Raw genomic sequence first — 25511 nt, 5'->3', positions numbered from 1 at the left:
ACGAGCGGCGCAGCGACATCTACGAGGCCTTCACCAGCCTCGCCGCAAGCCTCGTCACCCTCAACCAGATCAGACGGTTCTGTTAGGCACTCTTAGTTGCATCATGCAGCAAGGTTGATGGGGCCTGTGGCCAATGGGATACAGGCCTGACCACGTATCTCACGACAAGGTGGTGCATCTCACCCAAGCCCGCTTCACACTATGCCGATCCGGCCCGAGCACCGCTTCTTCTACCCGATCGACTGGCGTGAGCTGTCGATGGCGATCCGCTTTGGCCGGGCGCAGGGACGCTGCGAGAGCTGCGGGCGACCGCACGGGCAGATGGTCTACCACCTCGGCGAAGGCCGCTGGCGGGACGCTGAGGCCAGCCCCTGGCGCGATGGATGGGGGCGCCGGATCCGGATGAGGTCAGGTACCGACATCCTCGGCCGCGCCCGCCGGACCTATGTCGTGCTCGCAGCAGCCCACCGAGATCACGACACGGCCAACAACGGACGCCAACCTCGCAGCCTTCTGCCAGCGCCGCCACATGATCCACGACCGGCCGGAGCATCAGAGACGGCGCAAGCGTACGCTGTTCCGGCGGAAGGCGATGGGCGATCTATTTGGTGGTCCCTACGCTTGAGGCATCGTTCTGAGATTGCCCAGGCTTAAAAATTCGTTGTGATCAACGCGCAAGTTGCGAACACTTCACAAATTGGTTGGGAGGCACGAGAATACTTAAGACGGATATATTGATCTTTGTTAGGCGGTTCCTAGCTATATAATGCTAGGCCTATTCCACGAGCTTACTTACTCAGGTTGTATCCGTGCCGATATGCAATCTAGGTCGCACGTTTCTCATCGGCACGCCTATCGCGCTCATGGCAGGGTTACTCGCGCTCGGACCGGCCCAAGCCGATCTTGCCAACGTCGTCCGCGTCGTGCTGCAGAAGGGCCGGCAATACGCCCCCACCGACCTGTTCCTGCACCGGGGTGACACTATCGTCCTGGTCAACGGGGACGACGGTGCGATCCATCACGCCTTCATCGAGGCCGATCGGTTCGCGTTCGACGCTGGCGACCAGGAGCCGGGCAAGCAGGCTACGCTGACGCTGAAAGAGCCCGGCGACTTCGTGATCGAGTGCGGTATCCACCCGAAGATGAAGCTTACCCTCCACGTCGAGTAGGATGGCCGCCGCCGAGATTCGTCTATCAGGGGCCTCAGATCACCGGCAGGCCGGCGAAACCTTCGTACAGGGCCTCGTGACCGACGTAGTACAGCGCCAGGAAGATCGCGAGCGCGCCGCCGTAGTAGGCCGGTGCCCATGCTGCATCGCGCATCCGCACCGCGGCCCGCGCATCGTCGGCGGCGATACCGAGCAGCACGACGATGATGCCGGAGTGGCCGATCGCGTCGACCTTGCCGAACTCGAACACCGCCGAGACGAAGATCGCGCCCAGAATAATCGCCGAGGTACGGCGCACCAGAGGCGTCCAGATCAGTGCGAAGGCCAGGGTGAATTCGATGACGCCTGCGGCCTGCATGAACAGCTCAGGGGTCGCGCCCATGGTCATCTGCGGCTTGGCAGCCAGCAGCGGATCAGTCCACTGCGGATAGGCCCACTTCTCTACCGAGGCCCACATCAGCGTGACGGCGGCGGTCCAACGCACGATGTCGAGCGGGCGGATGTCAAAGGGCTTCAAGCCCAAGCCCTGGCAGATCAGGTAGACGGCCACACCGAGGAACACCGGATAGTCGGCGAGATGGAAAACGCCGTACTGCGCGGTGGCGAAGCTGAACAGGAAGACGATCCCGGCTCCCGTGATCGGCATCGTCCGGCGCCAGATCAGGCAGGCGGCCAGCCCGAGCTGGAACCACGGGATCCAGGCGACGTCGGTCTTGAGTTCGGGGGTGAGGATGATGCCACCCATCCCCCACAGCGAGACGAAGAAGAAGCCCAGCGTGGCCCGGACCAGCAGCTCGGTGTCAGTGCGGATCCGGGTGGTTACGCGATCCAATGCGTTCATGAGGGCGCCGCCCAGCGGCGAGCCCTCGGCCAGGCACCCGAACATCAGGCACAGGATGGCCAGACCGGCGAGCCACTCGAAGTCAGCGCACAGCACCTGCTCAAGGCCACGCGGCTGCCCGGCGACGTCGTAGGCGCAGAACCATTTCACGTGAGCGCTGGCGGAGCTCGTACCGGCGAGGAGGGCCAAGGGTGGGGCTGCGAGGCTTGCCAGAGCGCGCGTACCCAGGCGACGCGTGAGCCTGAGCGCCGAGACCCGAGCCATGATGACCTCGAAAGACGTAGCGGGCACCGACCCGCCTACGTATTTCCTAACAAACAGCGGTATCGTGTCAACGACTTATTAACGAATATTACGCGATGGTTAATAGCAGTCATGGTGCTTATTGCCTGAGCATCTGGCGCTAATTTTGATCTTTGCTGATGCTCACGTTCCGGGCCAAGACCCAAACATGGTCACAGGGCCCGGTACACGCCTGCTCAATGGGCACGAGGATCGTAGTCTGGCAACCCAGCGACGCTGATCCGTAGACGACTCCCAACCACAATCCGAGCTTCTCGCAGACGACGACCATGTCGCCGTTGTGCAGGCGATCGATCTCGCGGAACGGGGCTTCTCCAGGCCCGCTCTGCACCGCCAAGAAGCTCTCCGGCTCGACCCCAATTTCGATCACACGCCCCTTCTCCGGACAGGCATCGTCGCCGATCGACCCGTGCATCAGGATCGGTACATTCAGAGGGGCCGTTTCGGCCTCAGCCAGGCTGGGCGGCAGGAGCATGAGAAGCAGGCTAAGCCGCGATACGATCGAGGGCATGAGGGCGTCGAGCTGTCGGATGTTCGGGAGGCGCTGAGCCTCAACTGCCCTGCTGGGCGAAAGGGCGGACAACGCAGCCAATTCCCAGAGGATCCGGGCCATGGGCCGGCGCCTGCGGTGTCCAGTTCCCCCGCCACGCCGACCCTCAAGCGACTGCTCGGCCAAGGCTTCACGGGTGGGACGCAGGGAACTGGTCCGCGTGCGCCTGTTGTAGAGAGTCTCTCACAACGCTCGCCGCATCAGGCGGACCAGCTTGGAGCCATAGGGTGCCCAGCAGGCCTTCAGGTCTGCCCATGCTTGCACTTGTTCCGGAAGGCCTTGCGCGCCTTGCCATGCAGACCCTGCTTATCGGCCTCTGCCGAGCATTCTTTCGACTTGGCCGTGCGGTCCACCTTGGGTGCATCGGACTTCATCGCCGGTGCGGAGGCAGCTGCGCCGGGCACCATGCCAGGTGTGTTCGTCGCCCCTTGCGCATTGGCAGGAGCGACGAGGAAAAGGCTGCTCGCGACCAACGAAACGGCGAGGGTGAGCTTCATGATGGAATGCTCCTGTAAGCCGCCTAAAACAGCTTCACGATAACCTGCGTTCCACCACACACGGATCAGTGATTTGTCACTTGATCCATACTATCGCGCTCGACGGGTCCTCGGCTTCGAACCCCCAGAAGTTGCGCCTGGCGCGAGGCTTACTCGCAACCGCGAGAGCGCCGCCGCTGTCGCGGGTCACAACCCAAGCGTGAAAATCGTCTGAACCATCGACGTTAAGCGCTGTCTATCCTGTTGTTTCAGGTTTCCGCCGGCTCAGTTCCACTGACACGCCTTCTTTCGGCCCATGTTCAGGTGCGTGAGAACGGACCCTCCCCCGGTTCGACACTGGACTGGTCGCCCAGCAGGTGGCGGCCTGACGCAATGATCTGGATGGCCTGACGGCTTTCACACTCGTGGCGTGCCGCGCATTCCAGATCACGCAGGTAGGTGATGATCGGTCCGCGAGAGTGCGGTCCCAGCTTAATGGCGGGCGTGACTTGGGCAGCGACATGCTCGGCCACCGTATCCCAGAACGCCGGAGGCGTTGAGGCGACGTCAATCGTCATGCGAAATCTCCCGGATGCGGATAGGCGCCGCCAACCTCGACGAGGGGGCAAGAGCCTAGGGGCGGAGCCAACCGAAGCTTTCACGTCACCCCATGCCTAGTTGTAAGGGCGTCCTGACAAATTCACCTGGATCAAAATACGACGTCCGTTCTGTCGAACGTCCGCAGACCGTCACCGCATAGCTCGGCCGGCTCCACGACCCGCGCAGATTCTCGACCTGCCTAATCGGTCAGCGTCGCCCGCCGTTTGTCGGCGCACCGTCGACGGTGCCGCAGTCTGCCAATTATTGGCGTGCTACGAACGCGATGCCCGCCGGACACGGCATGTCGGCCGGGCGGCATGGTTGGGTCAACGGTAAGGGGGGCGAGGGACGGCCTCGGAGCGACTGGGTCGCATCCGCCGAACTGAGCCACGGTTTAGGTCGTTAATGGCCCGATGCCCGACCTGACGATCCCGCTGATCTGCGCAGCCGTGTTCATTGGAGTGGGATGGCTGATCATCCACGCCGGACGGCAGTACGACGACGCAATCAAGGACACCCTGTCGGTCTTCGCTTTGGCGTTTGGGCTGCTGGCCATGGCCGGCGTGACGGCAAAGCTGCACGCCCGGCTCGGCGTGGGGCGGATAACGCATCGGATCGAGGCTCGATCGCAAGTCGAGCGTCCCACTCCGGCGCAGCCCGTGCGAAAAAACGGGGGCGGCCTAGGTCCGTGAGGCCTGCCATGTATCTTTGGGCAGATCGGGCTAGGCCGCGCATGTCGGTTGGGCGGCACGATTAAGTCAACGTTGGCGGTCCTTGTCCTGCACAAACCGATCGCCGAACCCTTACCACAAGATGACAGATGTTTCATGCAACATCGTCGTCAAAACTGCCATTGTCAGGATACTTTCAAGATCGCGTGGAAGACGACCATAGTTGGCCGCCGGCGAGTCTTAGAAAGCTCTAAGGACATACGATCATGGCCAGGCTAAAGACGTTTGCTGCTGCGCTTGCAGCCTCAACCCTGCTCGCCGGTGTAGCTGTAGCTGCAGACCAAACCACGCAGGCTGCGCCTGCGATGAGTGGTCAGCAAAAGTAAGCTGACGCCGACGCCGGGAAGCTCTCCAACGACGGGATCGACGCCTACCGCGATGTCCACCTTGCGCGCTTGGCAATCTACGAGGCCAAGCCAGACCAGGCGCGGATGTTCGTAAGCCACGCTCAGTCCGCCCTGGAGAAGGCCAAGACCGACTCCACGGCTTTCACCAAGGCGGAGGCCGATCTGAAGCCGCCCGCTGGCATGGACACGGCTGCGACTATGGCCGGCAACGACGGCACGGCCAAGGGGCAGGTTGAACCCAGCAAGCAGGCAGATGCGAGTAAGCCTGCCACCCGCACGTCGGCGAACTCCAAGGAGGCGGTGACGTGGCTCCCGGTCGATGCACAGCTCGTGCTTGCCGACGATTTCGTCGCTCGCAATAAAGATCAGTCGAAGGCAGTCGACGAAGCCAACCAGCACCTGAAGCAGGGTGACAGAAAAGGCGCAGCCGACCGGCTGAAGCTCGCTGGCGTCGACGTCGATTTCACGATGGCGGTGGTGCCACTGGTCAAGACCACGCAGGGCGTCGACAACGCCGCCAAGCTGATCGCCGACGGTAAGTACTACGAGGCCAACGCGGCTTTGAAGCAGGTCGAGGACGGAGTCCGTTTCGACGTGATCGAGGCGACGGAGGTGCCGAAGGCAGACAAGACTGCGACCACCGGCAAGCCGGAGACAGGCGCGACAACGAGCGGCACGGCCAAGTCCGCGCGCTGACCTCAGTTGCCTCACGTCAAAAGACCGGCGTCAGGTAACTTTGGGCCTCTGCTGCAGATTGGCCACGCCCCATCAGGTCAAGGAGCACTGAGTCGGCCGAGGCGACGCGATGATAAGCGTACCCGACATCCTCGCGTGCCTATGGGTAGAGCTTGCAGAGATGATGCTTTGAGAGCGCTAGAAAGGGTTAAGTTTGATGATGATTTCAGGATCTGACGTTCCGCCGCGGACGCAGCGGTAGGACTGGTCGGCCCCACAGGGTGGTCCAAGGTTTAAGTTAGTGCACGGTTGGCCTGGAGTTGACCCCGTTTGTGATCCACGGCCTATGCAAGTTCTCGGGCTGTGACAGCTTGGTCGGCGAAGGCTCGGAGCGCCAAGCCGCCCAGAACCGTGTGGGGTCGATCTTCGTTGTAGTGGCACCTCCATTCCTCGATGCGTTCACGGGCATCAGCCAGAGACAGGAACCACGAGGCGATCAGACATTCCGCTCGCAGGCGGCCGTTGAACGACTCGATGTAGGCATTGTCGGTCGGCTTGCCCGGTCGGGAGAAGTCGATCTCGACCCCGTTCAGGTAGGCCCACTGGTCGAGCATGCGGCCGGCGAACTCCGGCCCATTGTCGACCCGCAGGCTCTTGGGCCGCCCCCTCAGCTTGACCAAGGCGTCGAGCGCCTCGGCCACTTGGTAGGCGCGGAAGTTGGCTCTCGGTGTGAGTGAGAGCGCCTCTCGCGTGTGGCAATCGACGACCGTCAGGATCCGGAACGGACGTCCGTCGAAGATGCGGTCGGATACGAAGTCCATCGCCCAGACCTCGTTGGGTCCGCCGATCGCGGGCCGCCCTTGTTGGTAGCGCCAGGCCCGTTTGCGCTTGGGCAGCTTGGGCCGGATCGACAGCCCCTCGTCGCGGTAGATCCGGTAGGTTCGCTTGTGGTTCACGGCCCATCCCTCCTGTAGCAACAGGATGTGCAGCCGCCGGTACCCGTAGCGCACCCGCGCGGCAGCGAGCTCCTTCAACCGCATCCGTAGCGCGACCTGCGGGTCGGATCGCTTCCTGTAACGCTGGGACGAACGGCCGAAGCCGGTGGCCTGACAGGCCCGACGCTCGCTGATGTCGTAGGCCACCTGCAGGTGGCCGGCGACCTCGCGGCGAACGGCGGGCCTCACCACTTTCGCTTGAGGACGTCCTGCAGCATGGAGCGGTCCAGCGTCAGATCGGCGACCAGCCGCTCGAGCTTGCCGTTCTCGTCCTCCAGCTGCTTGAGCCGCCGAATCTCCGGCACGCCCATGCCGACGAACTGCTTCTTCCAGCGATAAAAGGTCGGCACGGACACCCCCATCTTCCGGCAGACCTCGTCCACCGTCGCACCATTCTCTGCCTGCCGCAGGGCGAAGGCGATCTGCTCGTTCGTAAAGCGCTTGCGAGGCATGGCATCCACCCTCCTTCAGGGTTCAGGATGCCCGAAAAACTTGCGCTCGACGCGGACCAGTTTGCTGGGTCAGGGTCAGTTGGTCGCGGCGACCGAAGCGGCGGCCATGATCGCGGAGCGGTCGAACTTGCCGGCGACAACGAGGGGGCGGCGCTGGAAGCGGGCGAAACCCTGGATCTGGGCGCGGGCGCTGAGCAGGCCAGCGGGGATCTGCGGCCGGCTGTCGTGCAGGCTGCGTGAGAGGGTGTTCCAAGAGACGGTGCGGTGGGGCATGGCGTTGATCGCTCAGTGGCCGTGTGATAGTTTGAATATCACGCCGTCAATGAGTGGTCAACTGGCGATCAGGTGATATTTTGAAAATCACAGGAGGTCAATTGCGAGCGGCTCGCGCCTTTCTGCGCTGGACGGCTCAAGAGGTTGCAGACGCTTCCCGTATCGGTGTCGCGACGGTGCGCCGGGCCGAACTTCAGGACGGTCCGTTGGGGATCACGGCGGCTAATGCCGAAGCGATCAAGCGCGCCCTCGAAGCTGCTGGTGTTGAGTTCACCAACGGCGGCGAGCCAGGCGTGAAGTTGCGGCGGAAGGATCAAAATTAATTATTTTGCGGAGACCTGTGCGATGGTTGTCATCCGCCTGTCCAAGATCGTGATCGTTGCTGGCGTAGCCTTGACGTGCGCCCTCGCCGTTCTCGACAACATCGTCAACCCGTCGGAAAACTACAGCTTCGTGCAGCATGTGCTCTCGATGGACACGATCGAGTCCGGAGCTCCGATCCTCAATCGAGCGATCACCAACCCCACGCTGCAGAAGGCAGCCTTCGCGGTTATCGTGACAGGTGAGGCGCTGACCGCACTGCTGCTATGGCTTAGCGTTATACTGATGCTTGCGCGCTTGAGGGCTCCGGCCACACGATTTGTACAGGCCAAAGCCTTCGCCATTGCAGGGGTCAGCATCGGCTTTTTGGTCTGGCAGGCCGGATTCTTAGGTATCGGCGGCGAATGGTTCGCTATGTGGATGTCGAAGACGTGGAATGGCCAAGAGGCCGCGTTCCGGTTCACTATGATCGTGCTCGGCGCATTAATTTACCTAGTGACGCCTGAGCGAGACGTAGAAGGATGAGGACCTGCCGGTTGAGCCAGGGTCTCACCCACCATTACCCGCAATCGAAGGCCGCCGGCCTGGAGTTCATCACCGAGAACGGCGGCGGAGCCGGGATCCCGTTCCGGAAGGCTTAATCCTGAACTACGACGGCTAGGTGCCGCCGTGCTCAAAGTAATTTTGGGTTGGCTAGGGACCGTCGCATGTCCACTCGGCGCATTGCGGGTGGGTTCCGAGTAGATCTGTTGCGCATTATAGGCTTAGTCAAGGGCGTAGCCGAGGGTGCCCTCAGTTAATTGCCCTTCGCATCTGGTTTCGACTGACACAAAGTGATCGTGACCACCAGCGTTACAGCGGAAGATCGCGTGGCTACCTGGCTGATGGGCATCGTAGATATAGCCGGTCTGCCCCAGAGGCGTATGGCCCTCGCAATCCGTGTCGCGGCTGAGGAAATGATCGGTCTCGGCAACACAGCTCATAAGCTTGGAGGTGCCGGGCTTCGGAAGGAGGAACAGTGAGCCGACATTGGCCTCGAAGGCGTAGCCGGGCGCGACGTAACCCGTTGTGACCCAATGGCCACTGGGTCCGAGCGACCGTCTCAGGGGTATCCGGTCGGACGTGCTCGTTTCAGTCGCCGTCGCGATCCGCCACGTGCCGGGATACGGGTCCCCGCCCGAGAAGAAGACGGTGACGTTTGGCAAGAATGGCGTGATTTGGCCGAAGGGGTCACGCTGGAAGCCGGGGCTGTGGTTCAGGTAGAAGCCTGTGACGTCGGAGTTCAGATAGCCGACTGGTGACCACTTGGCAGGGCTTCCACTCAGAAGGGCTTTCATCGGCATCTTGAAGAGACCCATCTGATAGGTCTCGCGGTCCGGATTGCGGGCTGGATCCTTGCAGGCTACCTGCTGACAGCTGCGACCGGGCAGGCCGGTGATGACGTAGACGTTGCCCGTGGACGCGTCGTAGCCGAAATCCGAGTTAGGGTTGATGGTCGTGCCGTCCGTGGCCACGTTCGGTATCCGCACCGGCGGCTCAAAATGCACGCCATCGGCCGTGCGGCGGACGTAGAGGTCGCCGAAGCCACTGATGCCCTGCGGCCCGGTCAGGTCCGTTGTGAAGACGTACAGGCTGGAACGGCCATCGACATTGACGGTCGCCGGTTGCCCGGTGCCGTAATTGCCTTGCGCGACGGCCGGGTTGAGCGATGAGATGACGGGTGTGGGATAATCGACCCAGGTCACTTTGTCGTTCGAGAAGGCCAGCCCAGTTTGATTGTTGTTGCCGGGCTGATTATCGGCTCCCGAGTAGTACATGGCATAGCTGTACCGCTGTCCATTCGCTGGGTTGGTGAAGCTGCCCTTGATCACGCTCGGATCGCAGACGTACTGACGGTTCCAAGATCCCGGCGTGGGTTGAAAGACAATCTGCGCCGGTGAGAACCCCGTCTCTGGATTGTATGAGCGGTGGAAGATGACGTCGGTCGTGCCCTGTCCGCACCACCAGATATCGGTCTGCCCGTTCTCGGTGATGACGCTTGGGGCGTAGTTGTAGCCTTTCGGGTTCGCTTCGTTGACGAAGAGAGCCTGAGCCTCCGGCCCTTTCCAGCCACCCTGCGCCGACGGCGACACGACCGACACGGCGCTTGCGGCACCGGCAAGAACTTGGGCGAGCAGCTTCAATTTCACGATCATCCCTTTGCCGCGGTTCGGCTCCCTGAACGGGATAGAGCGTTGGCGGCCACTGACAAAACGGCTTGCCAAAGCCCATGGACAGTGGGGGCTGCGGATCTTCCGGGACGCGAGCGATAGCGGAGCGTGGCCTCAGCTCGTGGGGTGGAAGGGATAAAACTGGCTCCAGGTTCGTTAGGCCTCGACGAATTGCTCAGGTCAGGGACCAAGTATGCGCAGCCTCATCCTCGCCGTCAGCGCCATCGCCCTTGCCGCCCCTGCCTCAGCGCAGGCGCCCAACCGCGGCAACGCGGACCTGCAGACCAACTGTGCGGGTGACGCCCTCACGTTCTGCGCCGGCATCGATCCGAACAGTCCGCAAATGGACTCCTGCTTCAAGAAGAATATGAGCCGGATGTCCCCAAACTGCCGTCGCGCCATCGACGCCTACGAGAAGGCCGGCGGCAAATAGCCACTCGACCGCTCGGCCACAGCCCGAATGCTGCGGAGAGGCGAGCCTCGGCCCCGTCAGCGGAAGGGATAGATCGCCGAGCTAAGCCGTTAGCGCACCGACCAATTCCTTCAGCAGGTATCCAATATGCGCGTCTTCCTCCTCGCCTTTGCCCTCATCGCTGTAGCGACCCCTGCCCTCGCCGCTCCTGACGCCTCCGCCTCAAAGCGTGGCAACAAGGACCTGAAGACCTATTGCTCGGGCGATGCGGTCACCTTCTGTAGTGGCGATGATCCGGACAGCCCGGAGATGGACGCCTGCTTCAAGAAGAACATGGACAAGATCTCGGAGAACTGCCGGCGCGCGATCACGGCCTACAAGGGTGGTGGCGGCAAGTAGGTCCTCCCACGCGCTCGTGAGAAAGAGGCCGGTGCTGCGGCCGCTCGGTCATAGGAGCAGCTGAGGGTGATCACAGGCCCGCAGCTCCTCGCAGCACGGCTCTCTATCCGCTGGGCACCCAGAGATCTGGCCCGGCATGCTAAGGTGCCTGTGAGCGTTGTAGAGCGGGCTGAAAGCAGCCCCGGCGAGCCAGCGGTCACGATCGCGCAGCTGAACGCCCTGATGCAGACCCTTCGCGCTGCCGGCGCCAGCTTCCCCGGGACGGGTTCTGGTCAAAATGGAAGTCACGGCCAGCCATGAGCCCCTCCTAAGTTGAGTCCGCCGAAGTTCGGCGATGGTGGCCAAGCCCGGCGGAAACGAGGCCAATCCGGGGCTGGAGTGTTCATCTCAACGCCTCGTAGACGATCCCTTTTCCGGCGCGAGCTCGATCGGCACGGAGCGGACGGAGCAGATGGTATCGGGGGCCGATCGCAGAGGCGATGATGATCGGCACTTTGGCGGATGAGGTACCAGATCAAGCGAGGCTCAGCTTATGCCCCTTGTTCAACTCAATAATTGTTGAGCCAATCTTTAACGATCCTTTTACCATCCTAGTCTGCTAATTGGATCGTGGGCGGTAGGGCGTTTTCCGTGGACGAATTGCAGCGTTTCCTAAGAACCGCATATGCTTCACCGGTCGACCCGGCCGGAAATGAGTCGCTAGCCGCGTCTCGAACCGATCTGAGCAACCTTCTTCCTATCGTCTCGTCGACGGACGGTCCGACGCATCCGTCGATCCCGCAGACGGCCCCGAAGGATTGGAGTGGGCTGATCGATCTTGTGCGGGTTGCCGCGCGTCAAGCGCGCGAGGTGAAGGCGCAAGCTCGCGAACAGGAAGCCCGTTTCGAGAAGGCCCTGCAGCAGGCACGCGATGGCATCATCGCCTCTGACGAGCGAGCGCATAGAGCCGAAGCGATGGCGCATGAGGCTCAACTTTGTGCGGAGGTCCGGGTCACGGCCGCCGAAGGTTGGGCAAAGGCGGCCGACGAGCGTGCCCGCGCGGCGGAACAGCATGCTCGCCACGCGGAAGGCTGGCTGACCCGTGTTCAGGACACGATCCTGTCTGAGTTCGCAGATTTGACGGCTCTCCCTGATCAAGCGGCGGCATGAAGAGGCGATCTAAGCCACCCGTTGCTTCCCAGACCGAGATCAAAAACAACGATGCCTCGAACGACCATGCCTGATTTGCGCCAGCTGCCGGTACTCGTGGTCGACGACGTCGCGATGATCCGCGCTGTCGTGCGTGCCGTGCTCAAACAGATCGAAGTTCACGACGTGCATGAGGCCCCGGATGGGGCAGCTGCGCTCGCCATGTTGAATGAGCGTCCCTACGGCCTCGTGATCTCGGACTGGAACATGTTCCCGATGTCGGGCCTCGAACTGCTGCGCACCGTGCGGGAAGATCGGCGCCTGCGCGAAACTCTCTTCGTGATGATGACCACAAAGGAGCAGGCTCATGCCTTCACGGCCGCACGGCGTGCGGGGGTGAACGCCTGCCTGATCAAGCCCTTCATGCCCGCGGCTCTGCGCAAGGTCATTGAGGACGTTTGGCCCAGCGACCAATCATCGGCGCTGGCAGCCAGTCAGACCGCAACAACGCAGCTGTAGACCCCGCCAGCCCGTGATCAAATCGGTTTGAGGCATAAGATCCTACCAAGGCGAGCGTAGTTAACGCGGGGGCACACGGGGTGTCTGCCAATTCAGTTACCTCACGACCGTCCTTACGGGACAGCCACGCTGATTCAGCAGGGCTGTAAGCCTTGAACGCTCATTGACATCAACCTGCGGTAGTACGCAGGGAACACCTATGTTGAAAAATTTCCTCAAGGCCCGACCACCTTCGGTGGCCGTGGACTGGCGCTCGTCCACGGCACCCGCATCGTGATGAAGGTCTGCCCGACCTGCTCGCAGTGGAATTCCCCAAAGGCGGCCGATAGGGGCGTATGCGGCTGGTGCGCCTATGTCCCCTTATGCGAGGACCTAGAGGCCGCCGTACAGTTCGAGCGTCCTTGATCTACTCCACGGGGCACCATTTCTTGGACGGGTGGTCTGGCGCGGGCGTTCGAGATTGATTGGCGTTGCCGACCGGCATTCCCGTTCCGGGATCGTCTCAAGCGTAGCCGTTCTGTCTCCGATAACTGTCCTGGACCACTGTGCGCCATGGGCCACGTCGCGTACCCGGCCCCATCGCCGAGAGGAACGGTGCCGAGCCCCGCCAGCCCGTGATCGGATCGGGCGGCGGGGCCGAGCCGGCCAGCGGGAGGCAGGTCGCTATGCAGATCGAGCCAGACAGGAAGCTATCCGACCAGGAACTCGACCAGCTAGCCCGCAAGCTCTTCGCCGAGGTTCGCGGGGAGACGTCCGAGGCCCAAGCGGAAAGGGCGCTACAGAGCGCCGGCGAGGTGGCTGGAGAGGTCGTCCCAATCCTGCCAGACTGGCTCCTGGAGGTCGGCGACAACGATGCCGAGGGCAATAGCACCGCTTAAACGGCCTGCACTGCAGTCACATTCGATAAGGGGCCACGAACGCTGAGCGGATATGCACAGCTGGATCGCAACCACGCATGGTCATTGGACATTGGGAGAACACAGCCGTATCGGCACCCCAAGATCCCCACATGTTGCTTATCTCATCCCTCGTGGCAGGCACGTTCGTGCTCGCCACATCGTTCTCGCTGATTGCCGTCTTGACGGACTGAGCTTGCGCTTGGCGTGGGTGGTCGGCTTACGAGCCGATCCCCCGCGCCGCCAGAACGGTTCGAAGGGCTTCGGCGAGCCCCTCAGGCGCGAAGGGCTTACGCAGGAAGCGAGCGCCCATGGGCATCTGCTCAGCCCCCGGCCACTCCACCCCCGATACGATCAGGATAGCGAGTTCGGGCCAACGTGCCGCGACAGCCTTGGCCAGGGTAAAACCGCTGAGGGGCTCACCAGCGAGATCCACGTCTGCGATCATGGCCACGAGTTCGGGCCGGGCCGCCAGATGGGCCTGAGCGGCCTCGATGGTCGCAGCCTCGGCCACCTCGTAGCCAGCATCACGTAAGGCGGCGGCCGCCTCCATGAGCTGCACGGGGTTGTCCTCGACAACCAGCACGGCGAGCTGCGGCGCAAAGGCGTCGGCCATTCAGGATCTCCACACAACCGGTGCCGCACTAACGCAGCTGGCCTCGATTGCGCCTCGTGATTGGAGGCGTGGGCTTCGATTGGAACGGCCAACGCGCCCAAAAATCCCAGACCCGGCCGTGCGTCACCCCATCGCCTGCGGGTGGCGCGATGGCGTGCTGGAGTACGCGGCAGGCGTCAGCGGGCAACCAGGATGGCTGCGCCGATGCTCTAGCTTGTAGCCACCACCGAGGGTGTAGTTCCCGGCGATGTTCACCTGGCCATGGCAGGACGGGCAGCGCCTGGAAGCCACCCCATAGACCGTGCGTGCCTCCGTCAAGGTAACGGCCTGCTACGCCCCCTCGACCTTCACTTCGCAGGTTTGCTCTCCGTCAGCCGGCATGTCGCGTTCAGTGCGCTGCCGCTACGTCGATCCGAGAGCGAGCAAAGAGACTGGCGCCGATCGTGGCACCGGCCGCCCGAACGAGGCTCGCCTCCGCGCAGGTAGACGCAACGCGCAGGCCGAGGGGCTGCAGCCGCTCGGTCTCAGCGCAGTAGGCGGCCAGCCGGGCCCGCCCATACTCGGGCATAGTGGACAGCAAGCGGTCGCGCTCACCATCGTCTGCGCGGTAGAGGGACGAAATCAGTCCGATCGGCACCGGGTATCGCGCCAGGAACGCCGCCGTTGGCCAAGGTGAAGCTGCCATAGGATCCTCGCCGCTTCGCTGCTGCGGCAAGGGTGAGCTGCCATGGTTAACGATGCGTTGCCGCCAACCCAGGCCGATCACGGTGCTGTGCACCGACGCTTCGCCAGCCTCTACGCTGGCGAGCCCAGCAGCTACTGCCGGGGCGTTGGTCTCAAACCCGGATCTCTTCCGCGTGCAGGCCACCCGCCCGCAGGTGATCCGGGATGTCGGCGTGATCGTAGTACCCGGCCTCGTGGGCCATGGCGTCGAGGGCGGCGATCGGGTCGGCGGCCGAGCCAGTCCAGAGGATCGTGCCTGTCGCGCCCTGACGGATCTGGAACAGCTTCATCACCCTACCCTCCCACATATGTTGAGCGATCAAGCGTAGCGGCGTTCTCGACGTTCAAGCGCTACCTCAATCGGTCAGCATGCCGCATGGGCAGGGCGACCTTGATGAAGGTGCAGCTCAGGGGTCAGGCGAAGTGCATCGGCAGGGCGAGGCTGACGAGGGCGACATACGTGACGACGAGGAAGGCACGAGCCGGGACGACAACCCCGCTAAGTAGGACGACGCGAGATGAGAGAGACATGACGATCTCTACTGAAAGGGCGGCGGCTGCCGTCGTTGAGAGAGATCTATGCTCAAGCTCCGCGGATCGATGTGCTGCGGGACACCCGGTAATTTGTTCGAGTGCGGCTACAGGATCACGCGGTGAGGGTAGCTTTCAGGGCCTGCGGTTAGGCCGGCGTGTACTCCGCCCCCATGTCAGGATCGGTACCGGAAGCATCGAGCTGCCGAAGCGCGTTCTGAAGCGCCGCCCGGGCGAACGCGATCTCGACTGGGTCAGTGGGCATGATCAGAACGGCGTCTTCCTCCGGCGGGACGACCGGGATCAAGACGAGCGTTGAGCCATCCCGGTCGGTAATCGTGACGACCACGGTTTGCTCAGCGTCGCGACCTGAAGCGCGGCCCTTCGGGAAGGAGACGACGTTACTCATCCTGTCAGCGTAGTCGGACAACCCAGTTCAGGCCATCAGATTGCGGTGGCTCACGCAGGGCGTCGGCGTAGGGGTTCGGCAAGAGGAGTGACTGATGGGAGCACTCGCCGGTCCCGGTCGTTGACCCACCATGCGCACAGCCCTCATCGCCCTGATCGTGCTGGTTCGGTTCGGCCCGGATGTCGTCTATGCGACGCACCACACGCTCCCGCAGCCGGACCTGTCGCGTCAGACGACAGCGCCGAAGTGGATCGTCAGCCCGCCCGCGGTCGTGGTGATACGGCCGCCGACGCCCTGACGACGGCCTCGGGGCGGGCGCGTTCGCAGCGATCGGTAGCCAGAAGTAACTGACATCATTCTGTTTCTTCGGCGCCATCCACAGCGCTTCACCGCCAATTCGTGCCCTTTGCGATCATCCGTTGAACCGAGACCTCGCATCGGGTCTGTTCGCATTTGTTCTTATGCGGCGGAGCGGCAAGTGCATCTCAATCGGGTCGACGAGCTGTTGATCCAAAGTCCCGACGCCGTGCGGGTCCCGCTGATCGGGCAGGCCCTATGCGCTGGCTTCCCCAGCCCAGCCGACGACTTCCTGGAGGGCGCGCTAGAGCTGCCGCGCTGGCTCGTGCCGAACCCGCCCGCCACGTTCCTGTGGCGCATCTCCGGATCGTCCATGGAGGGGGCCGGGATCTACGATCGGGATCTCGCCTGCGTCGACCGCAGCCTCAAGCCGTCCCATGGTAGCGTGGTGGTGGCGGCGATCGATGGGCAGATGAGCTGCAAGCGCCTTGTGATCGACGGCAACGTCGCCCGGCTGGCGTTCTGCAATCCGGCCTTGCCAGCCTTAGCGGTCGACGAACTCGGCGAGGGCGTGATCTGGGGCGTGGTCCGCTTCTCGATCCGCTGGCACGTCGCCCGCGGGCAGCTATCGTGAGTGTGCCGGCCCCGCGCCAACGCGACCGCATCGGCGGCGGCCGCGCCGTGGCCCTGATCGACGGCAACAGCTTCTACTGCTCGTGCGAGCGCGTGTTCGACCCGCGGCTCGCCGCGGTGCCGGTGATCGTGCTCTCGAACAACGACGGCTGCGCCATCGCCCGGACCAGTGAGGCCAAGGCACTCGGCATCAAGATGGGTGATCCCTACTTCAAAATTCGCGAGATGTGCCGGCGACAGGGCGTGCGGGTGTTCTCCTCGAACTACACGCTCTACGGCGACATGAGCAGCCGCACCAACGCGGTCTACCGGCAGTTCAGCCCGCAGGTGGAGATCTACTCCATCGACGAGAGTTTCTTGAACCTCTCGGACGTCGCGCCCAACCTGCGGATGGAGCTCGCACGAGATCTGCGCGCCACCGTGCGGGCCTGGACCGGTATCCCGACCTGCGTCGGCATCGGTCCAACCAAGACCCTCGCGAAACTCGCCAACCACATCGCCAAAACCGTGCCCGACCTGCAGGGCGTGTGCGATCTAACTGACCCGACTGCCTACGCGCACTGGCTCTGCCGGATCGACGTGGCCGAGGTCTGGGGCATCGGCCGAGCCTCGCTGGCGAAGTTGGAGGCCATGGGCGTCGAGAGCGTCGCAGACCTGCGCGACCTCGACCCACGACCAGTGCGCAAGGGCCTGACGGTCGTCGGCGAGCGTATCATCCACGAGCTGCGCGGGCTGGCGTGTCTGCCGTTGGAGATGGTGCCAGCCCGGCGGAAGGGCTGCGCGGTCACGCGGTCGTTCAGCCGCCGCATCACCGAACGGGCGGTGCTTGAAGAGGCGGTGGCCGCACATGCCACCAGGCTGGGCGAGAAGCTGCGGCGGGAGGGGCTGGCCACCAACCACGTGTCCATCTTCTACCACACCAGCGAGCACGACCGGGATGCCCCGATGCGCTCGGTGTCCACCACCGTCACCCTACCCGAGCACACCAACGACACCCTGACGCTGATCAAGGCGGCGCAGCTGGGCGTGGCCAAGACTTGGCGCGAGCCCGGGCAGCGGCCGTGGCGGTACTCGAAGGCCGGCATCATCACCAACGACCTGGTGCCGCTGTCGCACAGCCCGCGGGCCTTGATCGGCGCCATGGATCGGGAGCGTTCAGGGCCGCTGATGGCGGCGATGGACGCCTGCAACGCACGTTGGGGCCGAGGATCTGTTGTGCCGGCCCGCGCGGGGCTGGTGGCCAAGCGGGGGTGGAACACCAAGTTCGAGATGCGCACGCCGCGCTACACCACCCAGGTGGGCGAGCTGCCGGTGGCGCACGCCTGATGATGGCAGGCCGTACCAAGCCATAGTGTTCAAGCGCACTTGAGAGGAGAAGCAGCACCACTTATGCGCGGGCCACAACCTATGGGCGGTTGTTCGCGGCACTGCAGGTGCATAGGTCGATGCAGTGGGACGGCGATGGCGTCGCGGTCCTGCAGCCCTCCCAAGGGCGTTTCCTCCCAAGACTTCGGGCCGCTCCTTCGGGGGGGGGCCTTTTTTGTGCCCAGGCCTGATCGGGGCCGCCGAAGTCACAGGTCCAGGGTGTCGTTACCCGGCCTCGGCCAACTCCTCGACACTCGAAGCCACCGTGAAGCCTTCGCGATCGAACACGCTGTAGATTACTACTGCCGGCTCCAGATCGAGGCTGGCGATATGCGCGGCAGCCGCCTCCTTAGCGTTTGCTACCGTCTCGTAGGGATCGGGCAATTGGTACATGCGCGTCTCTACCTCCTCATCGGTTGAAGCAGGCTCGGCAATCGTGATTTCGACTGTATAGGACATGCCCGTACGCACCCTCGTTTATTGAAACACACCAAATAACCATAGCAATAAGATGATAGGCAGCGGTATTCCGATCAGCCATAGCAAGCCGCCGCGTAGCATTGCCGCCTCCGCTTCCTCATCTAAGCCGCTCAGGTCTGAGCGATCGCAAAGAGAAACGCACGAAAACGAAAAAGCGATGCGTGCGGTCGCCGCGAAAGCTGGAGAAGTCGTGGAGTGTGGTCGTGCAAAATTGCTGCGAGGTGCGCCCAGCGATGGTAGTGCAGATCAGCGCCGCAGCGCCTCTATCCAGGCTTTGACCGGATCGCCCACGAAGGCCACGTACCCCGCCCACGTCCGTGCCCAGCCGTTCATAGGCATGTCGGCATCGTCTGGGCGGGTCGCCATCAGCGCGGTCACGTAGGTGTCCTCGTGGGGCTTGCATTCGTCCAGGGCGTTGCGCTCTCGTCCAGCCCGGCTGCCACGCTCGTGCTGCCGATCGTACGCCTCGCGCACGCAACCGTGCCAGGCCCGCTCCAGCGCCGGTAGGTCGGCTGGCTCGGCCGTCAGGGCCGAGGCGGGCCCAGCGCTTACGAGAGCGAGGGCGAGGGCGAGGGCGGATATAAGGGAGCGCACGGGCGACAGCCGCCGGATCAGCCCGCCACGTCGGCGGTTGAGCCCTGGAAGCCTGCCACAGCGTTCGCGAGCTGCACCCGGGCTATACCGTCCGCCAAGGCAACGAGGCTGATGAGCATCAGGCCGACGAGAATACAGCGGCGAAGGGTGGGCACGGGAAGGGTCATTAGGCGTCTCAAGGAGTGCCCAACCTTAGCTGTTATGGCTGGCGCCGGCTGCCGCGCTGGAAGCACACCAGGTGCAGAATTCGAGCGGCTGTGACTTACGCCACGTCCTTCGCCTAGGCGTGATGCCAGCGTAAGCTCATGAAAAAACCCGCCGGCCTGAGGCGGCGGGTTTCTGCAGGGTCCACACTCTTTGATCCGGTCAGCCCACTGCCGCTCGAAGAGCCACTACCCCTGCTGGTTGTGGTTGGGTGGACTGTCCTGGTCCGCATCGGCGATGCGCGATGTTCGGGGGTTGGTGCCGTGATGTCTCATGGCTGACCTCCTCTCCGGAGTCGGCACCGCATGCGATGCGCGCCGAGACGTAGAGGCTAGGAGCGTCCGCCAGGGATAGCAAGGGCCGGTTTGGGTGGTCTATTCGCAGACCCGAACGCGGCGGATGTGCTCGACCCCGTAGGGATCGATGAAACCGCGCCGCTCGATGTGGCAGACCTCTTCGAAATAGGCGGGGGGCGGGGCGACGTCGACCGGGCGGCCTGGGTAGTATCCGTTGTTGGCTGAGGCAATCGCAGTGCCGGCAACGGCGCCGCCAAGGACGCCAAGCGCTGCAGTACCGCCGACCCCGATACCGTCACGAGCCTGGGCTGCTGGCTGGGCGCCACATAGGACAAGTGCGGCCAGGGCGGCTGTGCCGGCAATCTTCATGGTTCCACGCATCACCCGACCTCAATGACGTGCAGACGGCGTCGCGCGCTGTTGTTGCGCGGAGCCGCATCCACCGGGGCTGCCCAGTGCAGTCGCCCGATCGACGGCCGAGGTCAGGGTGGACGTGGGTCGTTATTGAAGCTCTGCTGGAAGGCCCGCTCCACCAAGCGACAATGCCGACGATGATCTGAAGGCGCGGACCGAGCCGCCAGGGACATGGGCTCGGTCCGCCTGCCGTTCGGCCTCGCATGTCCAACGGGGCCGCAGCGACGTTGTAGGATTATCGCGCGCCACCGGCGGCCACCATCGGTAGCGACCGCCAGGCGCGCGTTAACTGACCTTCAACGATCTCGTGCTCGCCAAGCCTGACATCCACGTCAACCCACACAACTCGGCGTTCTCGTCCTTCAGGTATGCGGTGGTCGCACCAAGATGGTAAATGGTGAGGCCATCATCGCTTTTTCCCTAACTCCGCGGCGATGTCTTTGGTCATCAGCCCGACTTTGCGGTGGGCGGTCACCAACTGATCGCGTGTCACGCCCCAGCGCTTCATCCAAAATTCCACGGCCTTCCGCTCGGAAAGGTCGAGGCGATCTTTGTCGATGAAGCCGCGCTTGTCCTTCAGACCAGCCATTCGCCTCGATCTCCAATCAGCCCGCTCAGGATTGCGCGGTAGCCGGTCCAGCCTCTGCGAGGTACGCCCAGGCCGCAGCCTCGTCGGCGAGATCGAACGTCTTGGTCTCGATCGGTATGACCGTCCCGGACAGCGTAATCATGGCGCGGGCGAACAACGGTGCGCCAACCACGACGTAGTTTCGGATGTGCGCGATCGAGCGGGCCATCACCGTGCTGGCGTAGCCGTCGAACCTCGCCCCAAGGTCCGAGCCCTCGTAGTTCGACATGATCAACAACATGTCGATCGTGCCGTGGGCATTCATCGCCTCGTCCGCGATCGAGGACATCCATTCGATGTCGGGCTTCGTGATCCTGTCCTTGATCTCGAAGGCCAGGAGATCGGCGCGCGGCGCATCGCGCTGGATCACCGATCCGTCAGGTGCTGAGTTCATGAAGGGCTCCATCGCCATCTCTACGCGTGATGGTCGGAAACAGCGCGTCGCTTGGGTTTGATCCTGAAGGTCATCGTCGGCACCCATGGTCGAGGTCGCCTGGGTCATCGCTTTGAGTGAGGGTGGCGCTCAGGTGCAGTCCCGCCTATCCCCGCGCCCGACCCCGCTCTTCATCCGCCACGGCCTCGACGGCGGCGATCACGTTCTCCAGTTCGGCGACTTGCCGGAGGGCGCTTCCGGCAGGCATCCCGTCGTGCTCGGCCATCGCCAGGATGAGATCGCGCTGATGGGACTTGAGGCGTTCGAGGAGGGCGGTGAGCTTGTCGGACATGGGCGCGCTGTACCGGCGTGCGTAGGGCTCGACAACCTAGACATCTCGACAGCCCCGCTCACCGAGACCATCATACCGGGGCGCGCTTCATCCTCTTTACACTCAATCGCCTAAACCGGCGCCGGCAAAGAAGGCCCGTGCCCGGCCCTAGAGTTTGAGGACGGTCGGGCTTGGTGTGGGCTCGTCGGCACGCTAGCTGGTACATGGATCTCCCGAACGACTGGGCCGACCAGATCATCGGCGAAATGTTCGCGGCAGCGTTGGGCACCGGCCGTGGCTGTGATGCTGGCCACTACCCGCTGTCGGAGACTGGGGAGGCAAGCGATGCCTAGCCGCCTGCCTGGCCGCTGACCGGACCCGCGTCCATGAAGGGCGGCTTGGAATGGTTCGCCCGGACCTATCCCGAGGATGCCTGTGCCAAGCTGCTCAAGATCCGAGACGAGTTGGTGGCGAATGGGTATCCCAAGGAGCTTGTCCGGGACCTGCTGAACAAGCAGGCGGATCAGTACGGCCTACCGCATCTGCCGAAGACGCATGACCGACGACACACCCAACACCCTGCCGGCCGTGCCGCCCGCCTACACCAGCGGGTTGCCGGCTGCGGCCATGGCGCTCGTCCAGACCTACCAGCGCGCGAGCAAGGCCGCCTCGACGGTGCGCGCCTACACGGCCGACGCCAAGGTCTTTCAGGCCTGGTGCGACCGGCATGGGTTCGAGGCCGTACCTGCTAGACCCGAAACCGTGGCCGCGTTCATCGTGGACGAGGCTGAGGCCGGGCGAGCGGCCTCGACCATCGGGCGGCGTCTCGCAGCGATCAAGTACGCCCACCGGTTGGCCAAGGCCCCGGATCCCACCGACGACGAAGCGGTGAGGACGGTCCTGAAGGGCGCGCGCCGCAAGATCGGGGTCGCTCCGGTCCAGAAGGCCGCCGCCACCGTCGATATCCTTCAGATGGTTCTAGCGCAGACGCCACATACCCTCACCGGCAAGCGAGACCAGGCCTTGCTTGCGCTCGGCTTCGCGGGCGCGCTCCGCCGGTCCGAACTGGTCGCCCTCGACGTCGGGGACTTGCGCGAGGATCCGGCGGGCCTGCGGGTGCTGATCCGCAAGGCCAAGACGGACCAGGAGGGCAGGGGCGTTAAGGTCGCCATCCCTCACGGCCGCTTCGTCCGGCCCGTCGCACTCGTGCGGGAATGGCTGGCGGCCGCCAGCATCACGGAGGGGCCGATATTCCGTCCGGTGTCCCGGTCGGGCCGAGTTAGGGGTGCGCAAGTTGCGCATCCTTCCACTGGTCCAAAGGGTGGGGAAATTCCCCAGCCTCAAGGGGGCGCGGCTAAGGGTGGCCAAGTTAGCCACCCTAGGCTCACAGACCGATCCGTAGCCAACATTCTGCATAGCTACTGTACTGCGGCCGGCCTCGATGCCTCGACCTTCGGGGCGCACTCCCTGCGAGCCGGCTACATCACCAGCGCGGCCGAACGCGGGGCGGATCTCACCCGCATCATTGACCAGTCCCGGCACAAGGATCCCAAGACGGTCGTGGGCTACATTCGCAGGGCGAACGCCTTCAAGGATCACAGCGGGAGCGGGCTTCTGTAAGACACAGCGGATGCGTACCGATCAGGAAGATGCGATCCGTGCCGTCGCTGAGAACGTCATTTCTATCCTCGTGAGCAAGCAGGATGGCCATCGCTTTTTGGCGAACGGGCGCGACGTCGTGCTGGCAGAGCTGATGCGCGAGTTACAGGCCGTCATGCCGACCGGATCCAGCGACGCGCTCGCCGGGGCGTGCAACCGCTTTCTCGATCAGCTCGCCCCGTCGGTCACGTTACGCCCTTGGGTGGAAGCCGTTGATCCAATCGGCGGGTCCGTGTCGATGCGGTGAGCTAAACAAGGTCAACCTGCTCGTTGGCGATCGACCGTGAAGGATACTTCGAAAACAACCTTTGCTTTACGGCAACAGCCTTAGATCGTACATAGATACAACTAGCAATCACAAGTTGAAATAATCAAGAAGGCAATTGAACCATCAAATCAACGTTATCACACCAGGAAACAAGATCTTCGTAAACTAATTCGTCCGCTCATGAGCCGTCGCACTTCAAAGCTCGGCTCGACCTTGTTCCGACTGACCTCAAATCTCAGCCAAAGACTCGCCTTTGGTAATCGCGGTACCACAGCACGTAGGGCTGTGCTTATTCAGAATTGCGGGGGCAACGTTGCGGTTCTATTTGCGTTTCTGAGTGTGCCAATGCTCATGTTCACCGGCGCAGCCGTTGATTACGGCTTTGCGACCCGGCTAGAGACCAAGCTGCAGGCCGCGACTGATGCTACGGCGCTGCTTCTCTGTCAGACCCCACTCACCACATCCACTGCCGACTTGAACACGTTGGCCCAGACCGCAATGACCGGTGCCATGGGGGCGGCCAACCTTGTGGTCGACCCGCTGGTCATCACCAGCAACCCGCGTCAGATCACCTTGAGGACCCACAAGCTTTCGACGGTGTTTTTCGGCAAGTTTACCGGCACGACCCGCATCAACCCGGGTGCCGCTGCGCAATGCGCTACGCCGCTACCCAAGACCTTCGAGATCGCGCTCGTCCTCGACAACACCGGTTCGATGGCTGAGTCGAGCGGCGGCCAATCAAAGCTACAAGCCGTGCAGACCGCGGCGACGAATTTTGTCAACTACGTCTATACCAACGCTGCCTTCTCGTCAGCGACGAAAATTTCTATCGTACCCTTTGCCGCAGCAGTCGCCGTCGATCCGACAACGTATCGCTATGCGACCTGGATCGATCAGTACGGCAAGTCGGCCTATCATTGGACCAACGTGCTATCCCCAGGCGGATCGGGCTTTACCAACCGGTTCGACATTTTCACGAAATTGCAGAAGGCCTATTCCGGCTGGAGTTGGGGCGGCTGCTTGGAGACGTTGCCTTATCCTCTCAACGTGCAGGATGGAGCACCGTCTTCGTCCGACGCCAACTCACTTTACATTCCACTGCTCGCCCCAGACGAACCCGGTAATGGCAGCAACACCTACGGCAGCTACACCACAAGTGGCACAACCAGCTATAGCTTTAACAGCTATATCGATGACGCAAATAATAGTGGCTCCTGCGCCGATCTCCCGTCGAGTACAACTTTCGCTTCGGCAGAAGGCCGGGCGTGCAAATACACTAGCCCGCGCAATGCCGCACCGACATCATCGAATTCCTACACGGGTGTACCCAATGGGCCGAATTTCGGGTGCACTACCCAGCCGCTTCAACGCCTCACAAACAACACGACGACCCTCAAGACGCTCATCGGTAATATGGCGCCGCTCGGTTCAACCAACATCCATGAGGGCTTTATGTGGGGCTGGCGTACCTTGTCGCCGCTCAGCGTGTTTGCCGACGGCTCGGCTTATTCTTCTAGTTCGAGCAGTTCGAACGCCAGCACCGTCAATAAAATTATCATCCTAATGACCGATGGCACAAACAGTTGGGCAACGAACCCCTACGCCGCCTATAATGGATCGATGTATTTTGCGGCTGGGTATTTTAAGAATGCCGATGGATCGACGCCCAACCCACGGCTGCCTTCAACAAATCAGAACATATCGGATGCATTGAGCGCCCGCAATGCCCTTGATGCATTGACCGCCCAGGCATGCAGGAACGCCAAGGCGGTCAACATCTCGATTTACACGATCGGCTTCAGCATCCCGTCCGACCCAATCGACAGTCAGGGCCTGAGCCTTCTTCAGAGCTGCGCCTCGTCATCAAACCAGTTCTTCGTCGCCAACACATCAGATGACCTGATCGCCGCCTTCAAGCAGATTCAGGCAAGCATCGGTGCCTTGCGGCTGACACAGTAGACTTTCGTGCTTGCCTTTCAGCAGGTTCCTTGACCTTCCGCGGCCGCCCGGTGATCGTCCCCCTTTGAAGTGGTCCGCCCTTAAGAGCGCCTAACAGAACGGGCACGGATTGGGCGGGCGGGCGTTGGTCGTGATGGCTCGTCCGCTTCTGCCCGATGATCTCTGGACCGAGATTGCGCCGCTTCTGCCGCCGTCCCGCCCACGTCCAAAAGGTGTCCGACGGCCGATCGAGAACCGAGCTGCGTTGACCGGCATTCTGTTCGTGCTGCGCTCAGGCGTTCCGTGGGAGATGCTGCCAGCGGAGATGGGCTGCGGCTGCGGGATGAGTTGCTGGCGGCGCCTGCGCGACTGGCAGGCGGCCGGCGTATGGGCCCGCCTGCATCAGGTGCTCTTGGAGCGCCTGCACGGGGCGGGCGAGATCGACTGGAGCCGAG

Annotated in this window: 34 protein-coding genes and 2 pseudogenes; 18 read left to right on the top strand and 18 right to left on the bottom strand. The window is 62.9% G+C overall.

What is annotated here, in order from left to right; all coding sequences use genetic code 11:
• The 3 genes and pseudogenes from BM228_RS34200 to BM228_RS29700 form a co-directional block, all read left to right on the top strand.
• Positions 1–86: pseudogene (locus tag BM228_RS34200) on the top strand (IS5/IS1182 family transposase); the annotation flags it as partial.
• Positions 87–201: 115 nt separating this feature from the next.
• Positions 202–625, top strand: a pseudogene (locus BM228_RS35645) (hypothetical protein).
• Positions 626–863: 238 nt separating this feature from the next.
• Positions 864–1169: a cupredoxin domain-containing protein gene (locus BM228_RS29700; RefSeq protein ID WP_092046345.1), complete on the top strand. Its 306-nt coding sequence runs from the start codon at positions 864–866 to the stop codon at positions 1167–1169.
• A 34-nt stretch (positions 1170–1203) separates the two neighbouring features.
• Here the strand turns inward: BM228_RS29700 and BM228_RS29695 are convergent, their stop codons facing one another.
• From BM228_RS29695 to BM228_RS29680, 4 genes are all read right to left on the bottom strand, one after another.
• Positions 1204–2274 carry a hypothetical protein gene (locus tag BM228_RS29695; RefSeq protein WP_244537384.1) on the bottom strand — a complete coding sequence of 357 codons (1071 nt, stop codon included), beginning with the start codon at positions 2272–2274 and terminating at the stop codon, positions 1204–1206.
• 139 nt (positions 2275–2413) lie between these two features.
• A complete protein-coding gene (locus BM228_RS29690; RefSeq protein WP_092046337.1) occupies positions 2414–2926 on the bottom strand; it encodes a hypothetical protein in 513 nt (170 codons plus the stop codon).
• 179 nt (positions 2927–3105) lie between these two features.
• Complete coding sequence (locus BM228_RS29685) at positions 3106–3360, bottom strand: PsiF family protein (protein ID WP_092046336.1); 255 nt, start codon at positions 3358–3360, stop codon at positions 3106–3108.
• A 299-nt stretch (positions 3361–3659) separates the two neighbouring features.
• Positions 3660–3917 carry a hypothetical protein gene (locus tag BM228_RS29680; RefSeq protein WP_092046334.1) on the bottom strand — a complete coding sequence of 86 codons (258 nt, stop codon included), beginning with the start codon at positions 3915–3917 and terminating at the stop codon, positions 3660–3662.
• Positions 3918–4352: 435 nt separating this feature from the next.
• Here BM228_RS29680 and BM228_RS29675 point away from each other — a divergent pair, with 435 nt between their 5' ends.
• Positions 4353–4631 carry a hypothetical protein gene (locus tag BM228_RS29675; protein WP_092046333.1) on the top strand — a complete coding sequence of 93 codons (279 nt, stop codon included), beginning with the start codon at positions 4353–4355 and terminating at the stop codon, positions 4629–4631.
• Positions 4632–5032: 401 nt separating this feature from the next.
• The gene (locus BM228_RS29670; protein WP_280142363.1) at positions 5033–5713 is read left to right on the top strand and encodes a YfdX family protein; all 681 of its coding nucleotides are present in this window, start codon (positions 5033–5035) and stop codon (positions 5711–5713) included.
• A 323-nt stretch (positions 5714–6036) separates the two neighbouring features.
• On the opposite strand, the gene BM228_RS29665 is transcribed toward BM228_RS29670, so the two are convergent.
• The 3 genes from BM228_RS29665 to BM228_RS36035 all read right to left on the bottom strand — a co-directional run bounded on the left by BM228_RS29665 (position 6037) and on the right by BM228_RS36035 (position 7729).
• Positions 6037–7139 (bottom strand): IS3 family transposase gene (locus BM228_RS29665; RefSeq protein WP_092046331.1). Its coding sequence is split into 2 segments (ribosomal slippage): positions 6037–6878 and positions 6878–7139, totalling 1104 coding nucleotides; the frame shifts between segments, so codons are not numbered across the junction.
• Positions 7140–7214: 75 nt separating this feature from the next.
• The gene (locus BM228_RS29660) at positions 7215–7412 is read right to left on the bottom strand and encodes a hypothetical protein (RefSeq protein WP_208612126.1); all 198 of its coding nucleotides are present in this window, start codon (positions 7410–7412) and stop codon (positions 7215–7217) included.
• 68 nt (positions 7413–7480) lie between these two features.
• On the bottom strand, positions 7481–7729 hold the full coding sequence (locus tag BM228_RS36035; protein ID WP_167367866.1) for a hypothetical protein: 249 nt from the start codon (positions 7727–7729) through the stop codon (positions 7481–7483).
• A gap of 28 nt (positions 7730–7757) precedes the next feature.
• Between BM228_RS36035 and BM228_RS29650 the strand changes: the two genes are divergently transcribed.
• Positions 7758–8258, top strand: a complete 501-nt coding sequence (locus tag BM228_RS29650; protein WP_092046330.1) for a DUF2165 family protein — start codon at positions 7758–7760, stop codon at positions 8256–8258.
• Positions 8259–8497: 239 nt separating this feature from the next.
• Here the strand turns inward: BM228_RS29650 and BM228_RS29645 are convergent, their stop codons facing one another.
• Positions 8498–9916, bottom strand: coding sequence for a glycoside hydrolase family protein (locus BM228_RS29645; RefSeq protein WP_244537382.1), 1419 nt, complete (start codon positions 9914–9916; stop codon positions 8498–8500).
• 220 nt (positions 9917–10136) lie between these two features.
• Here BM228_RS29645 and BM228_RS29640 point away from each other — a divergent pair, with 220 nt between their 5' ends.
• The 5 genes from BM228_RS29640 to BM228_RS29620 all read left to right on the top strand — a co-directional run bounded on the left by BM228_RS29640 (position 10137) and on the right by BM228_RS29620 (position 13279).
• The gene (locus BM228_RS29640) at positions 10137–10376 is read left to right on the top strand and encodes a 3',5'-cyclic-nucleotide phosphodiesterase (RefSeq protein WP_092046328.1); all 240 of its coding nucleotides are present in this window, start codon (positions 10137–10139) and stop codon (positions 10374–10376) included.
• Between the two features lie 126 nt (positions 10377–10502).
• The gene (locus tag BM228_RS29635; protein WP_092046327.1) at positions 10503–10754 is read left to right on the top strand and encodes a 3',5'-cyclic-nucleotide phosphodiesterase; all 252 of its coding nucleotides are present in this window, start codon (positions 10503–10505) and stop codon (positions 10752–10754) included.
• A gap of 630 nt (positions 10755–11384) precedes the next feature.
• Positions 11385–11903 carry a hypothetical protein gene (locus BM228_RS34195; protein ID WP_139234258.1) on the top strand — a complete coding sequence of 173 codons (519 nt, stop codon included), beginning with the start codon at positions 11385–11387 and terminating at the stop codon, positions 11901–11903.
• 66 nt (positions 11904–11969) lie between these two features.
• Complete coding sequence (locus BM228_RS29625; protein ID WP_092046324.1) at positions 11970–12401, top strand: response regulator; 432 nt, start codon at positions 11970–11972, stop codon at positions 12399–12401.
• 665 nt (positions 12402–13066) lie between these two features.
• Positions 13067–13279 carry a hypothetical protein gene (locus BM228_RS29620; protein WP_092046342.1) on the top strand — a complete coding sequence of 71 codons (213 nt, stop codon included), beginning with the start codon at positions 13067–13069 and terminating at the stop codon, positions 13277–13279.
• Positions 13280–13517: 238 nt separating this feature from the next.
• On the opposite strand, the gene BM228_RS29615 is transcribed toward BM228_RS29620, so the two are convergent.
• The 3 genes from BM228_RS29615 to BM228_RS29600 all read right to left on the bottom strand — a co-directional run bounded on the left by BM228_RS29615 (position 13518) and on the right by BM228_RS29600 (position 15576).
• Complete coding sequence (locus BM228_RS29615) at positions 13518–13913, bottom strand: response regulator (RefSeq protein WP_092046322.1); 396 nt, start codon at positions 13911–13913, stop codon at positions 13518–13520.
• 836 nt (positions 13914–14749) lie between these two features.
• On the bottom strand, positions 14750–14926 hold the full coding sequence (locus BM228_RS34935; RefSeq protein ID WP_167367865.1) for a hypothetical protein: 177 nt from the start codon (positions 14924–14926) through the stop codon (positions 14750–14752).
• Between the two features lie 389 nt (positions 14927–15315).
• Entirely contained in the window at positions 15316–15576 is a 261-nt protein-coding gene (locus tag BM228_RS29600) for a hypothetical protein (protein WP_139234257.1), read from the bottom strand.
• A gap of 130 nt (positions 15577–15706) precedes the next feature.
• On the opposite strand from BM228_RS29600, the gene BM228_RS34930 reads away from it, so the two are divergent.
• The 3 genes from BM228_RS34930 (at position 15707) to BM228_RS29590 (ending at position 17832) form a co-directional block, all read left to right on the top strand.
• Positions 15707–15874, top strand: a complete 168-nt coding sequence (locus BM228_RS34930) for a hypothetical protein (RefSeq protein WP_167367864.1) — start codon at positions 15707–15709, stop codon at positions 15872–15874.
• 180 nt (positions 15875–16054) lie between these two features.
• Complete coding sequence (locus BM228_RS29595) at positions 16055–16507, top strand: LexA family protein (RefSeq protein WP_092046317.1); 453 nt, start codon at positions 16055–16057, stop codon at positions 16505–16507.
• Complete coding sequence (locus tag BM228_RS29590) at positions 16504–17832, top strand: Y-family DNA polymerase (protein WP_092046315.1); 1329 nt, start codon at positions 16504–16506, stop codon at positions 17830–17832. The genes BM228_RS29595 and BM228_RS29590 overlap by 4 nt, the downstream gene beginning before the upstream one ends.
• 264 nt (positions 17833–18096) lie before the next feature.
• Here the strand turns inward: BM228_RS29590 and BM228_RS29585 are convergent, their stop codons facing one another.
• The 7 genes from BM228_RS29585 to BM228_RS29560 all read right to left on the bottom strand — a co-directional run bounded on the left by BM228_RS29585 (position 18097) and on the right by BM228_RS29560 (position 21212).
• Positions 18097–18264: a hypothetical protein gene (locus BM228_RS29585; RefSeq protein ID WP_244537381.1), complete on the bottom strand. Its 168-nt coding sequence runs from the start codon at positions 18262–18264 to the stop codon at positions 18097–18099.
• A gap of 333 nt (positions 18265–18597) precedes the next feature.
• Entirely contained in the window at positions 18598–18945 is a 348-nt protein-coding gene (locus tag BM228_RS29580) for a hypothetical protein (protein WP_244537380.1), read from the bottom strand.
• A 17-nt stretch (positions 18946–18962) separates the two neighbouring features.
• Positions 18963–19100: a hypothetical protein gene (locus BM228_RS34925; RefSeq protein WP_167367863.1), complete on the bottom strand. Its 138-nt coding sequence runs from the start codon at positions 19098–19100 to the stop codon at positions 18963–18965.
• Between the two features lie 423 nt (positions 19101–19523).
• Positions 19524–19814, bottom strand: a complete 291-nt coding sequence (locus BM228_RS29575; protein WP_092046311.1) for a hypothetical protein — start codon at positions 19812–19814, stop codon at positions 19524–19526.
• Positions 19815–20265: 451 nt separating this feature from the next.
• The gene (locus BM228_RS29570) at positions 20266–20448 is read right to left on the bottom strand and encodes a DUF3606 domain-containing protein (protein WP_092046309.1); all 183 of its coding nucleotides are present in this window, start codon (positions 20446–20448) and stop codon (positions 20266–20268) included.
• Positions 20449–20473: 25 nt separating this feature from the next.
• Positions 20474–20968, bottom strand: coding sequence for a SpoIIAA family protein (locus BM228_RS29565; RefSeq protein WP_167367862.1), 495 nt, complete (start codon positions 20966–20968; stop codon positions 20474–20476).
• 58 nt (positions 20969–21026) lie between these two features.
• Positions 21027–21212: a hypothetical protein gene (locus BM228_RS29560; RefSeq protein WP_092046306.1), complete on the bottom strand. Its 186-nt coding sequence runs from the start codon at positions 21210–21212 to the stop codon at positions 21027–21029.
• A gap of 534 nt (positions 21213–21746) precedes the next feature.
• Between BM228_RS29560 and BM228_RS29555 the strand changes: the two genes are divergently transcribed.
• From BM228_RS29555 to BM228_RS29540, 4 genes are all read left to right on the top strand, one after another.
• Complete coding sequence (locus BM228_RS29555) at positions 21747–22811, top strand: site-specific integrase (RefSeq protein ID WP_244537379.1); 1065 nt, start codon at positions 21747–21749, stop codon at positions 22809–22811.
• A gap of 10 nt (positions 22812–22821) precedes the next feature.
• Positions 22822–23097 (top strand): hypothetical protein, encoded by a 276-nt coding sequence (locus tag BM228_RS29550; protein ID WP_092046304.1) that lies wholly within the window; start codon positions 22822–22824, stop codon positions 23095–23097.
• 306 nt (positions 23098–23403) lie between these two features.
• Complete coding sequence (locus tag BM228_RS29545; RefSeq protein WP_280142362.1) at positions 23404–25077, top strand: TadE/TadG family type IV pilus assembly protein; 1674 nt, start codon at positions 23404–23406, stop codon at positions 25075–25077.
• Positions 25078–25210: 133 nt separating this feature from the next.
• Positions 25211–25511 (top strand): transposase (locus BM228_RS29540; RefSeq protein WP_139234256.1); only part of this gene is annotated, 301 nt, incomplete at its 3' end.

Origin of the sequence: Methylobacterium pseudosasicola (genome assembly GCF_900114535.1) — a bacterium.
Lineage (GTDB): Bacteria > Pseudomonadota > Alphaproteobacteria > Rhizobiales > Beijerinckiaceae > Methylobacterium > Methylobacterium pseudosasicola.
The sequence above is the reverse complement of the archived record's forward strand: the minus strand, read 5'-3'. Positions and strand labels throughout refer to the sequence as shown.

Excerpts from the sequence above, each read along its gene's own strand:
- BM228_RS29640 (WP_092046328.1), top strand. The coding sequence starts at position 10,137 with ATGCGCAGCCTCATCCTCGCCGTCAGCGCCATCGCCCTTGCCGCCCCT.
- BM228_RS29695 (WP_244537384.1), bottom strand. The coding sequence starts at position 2,274 with ATGGCTCGGGTCTCGGCGCTCAGGCTCACGCGTCGCCTGGGTACGCGC.
- BM228_RS29625 (WP_092046324.1), top strand. The coding sequence starts at position 11,970 with ATGCCTGATTTGCGCCAGCTGCCGGTACTCGTGGTCGACGACGTCGCG.
- BM228_RS29570 (WP_092046309.1), bottom strand. The coding sequence starts at position 20,448 with ATGGCTGGTCTGAAGGACAAGCGCGGCTTCATCGACAAAGATCGCCTC.
- BM228_RS29690 (WP_092046337.1), bottom strand. The coding sequence starts at position 2,926 with ATGGCCCGGATCCTCTGGGAATTGGCTGCGTTGTCCGCCCTTTCGCCC.
- BM228_RS29650 (WP_092046330.1), top strand. The coding sequence starts at position 7,758 with ATGGTTGTCATCCGCCTGTCCAAGATCGTGATCGTTGCTGGCGTAGCC.
- BM228_RS29680 (WP_092046334.1), bottom strand. The coding sequence starts at position 3,917 with ATGACGATTGACGTCGCCTCAACGCCTCCGGCGTTCTGGGATACGGTG.
- BM228_RS29675 (WP_092046333.1), top strand. The coding sequence starts at position 4,353 with ATGCCCGACCTGACGATCCCGCTGATCTGCGCAGCCGTGTTCATTGGA.
- BM228_RS29585 (WP_244537381.1), bottom strand. The coding sequence starts at position 18,264 with ATGTACCAATTGCCCGATCCCTACGAGACGGTAGCAAACGCTAAGGAG.
- BM228_RS29550 (WP_092046304.1), top strand. The coding sequence starts at position 22,822 with ATGCGTACCGATCAGGAAGATGCGATCCGTGCCGTCGCTGAGAACGTC.
- BM228_RS29565 (WP_167367862.1), bottom strand. The coding sequence starts at position 20,968 with ATGGGTGCCGACGATGACCTTCAGGATCAAACCCAAGCGACGCGCTGT.
- BM228_RS29660 (WP_208612126.1), bottom strand. The coding sequence starts at position 7,412 with ATGCCCCACCGCACCGTCTCTTGGAACACCCTCTCACGCAGCCTGCAC.
- BM228_RS29575 (WP_092046311.1), bottom strand. The coding sequence starts at position 19,814 with ATGAAGATTGCCGGCACAGCCGCCCTGGCCGCACTTGTCCTATGTGGC.
- BM228_RS34930 (WP_167367864.1), top strand. The coding sequence starts at position 15,707 with ATGCGCACAGCCCTCATCGCCCTGATCGTGCTGGTTCGGTTCGGCCCG.
- BM228_RS29560 (WP_092046306.1), bottom strand. The coding sequence starts at position 21,212 with ATGTCCGACAAGCTCACCGCCCTCCTCGAACGCCTCAAGTCCCATCAG.
- BM228_RS29555 (WP_244537379.1), top strand. The coding sequence starts at position 21,747 with ATGACCGACGACACACCCAACACCCTGCCGGCCGTGCCGCCCGCCTAC.
- BM228_RS34935 (WP_167367865.1), bottom strand. The coding sequence starts at position 14,926 with ATGAAGCTGTTCCAGATCCGTCAGGGCGCGACAGGCACGATCCTCTGG.
- BM228_RS29685 (WP_092046336.1), bottom strand. The coding sequence starts at position 3,360 with ATGAAGCTCACCCTCGCCGTTTCGTTGGTCGCGAGCAGCCTTTTCCTC.
- BM228_RS29620 (WP_092046342.1), top strand. The coding sequence starts at position 13,067 with ATGCAGATCGAGCCAGACAGGAAGCTATCCGACCAGGAACTCGACCAG.
- BM228_RS29700 (WP_092046345.1), top strand. The coding sequence starts at position 864 with ATGGCAGGGTTACTCGCGCTCGGACCGGCCCAAGCCGATCTTGCCAAC.
- BM228_RS29615 (WP_092046322.1), bottom strand. The coding sequence starts at position 13,913 with ATGGCCGACGCCTTTGCGCCGCAGCTCGCCGTGCTGGTTGTCGAGGAC.
- BM228_RS29635 (WP_092046327.1), top strand. The coding sequence starts at position 10,503 with ATGCGCGTCTTCCTCCTCGCCTTTGCCCTCATCGCTGTAGCGACCCCT.
- BM228_RS29600 (WP_139234257.1), bottom strand. The coding sequence starts at position 15,576 with ATGAGTAACGTCGTCTCCTTCCCGAAGGGCCGCGCTTCAGGTCGCGAC.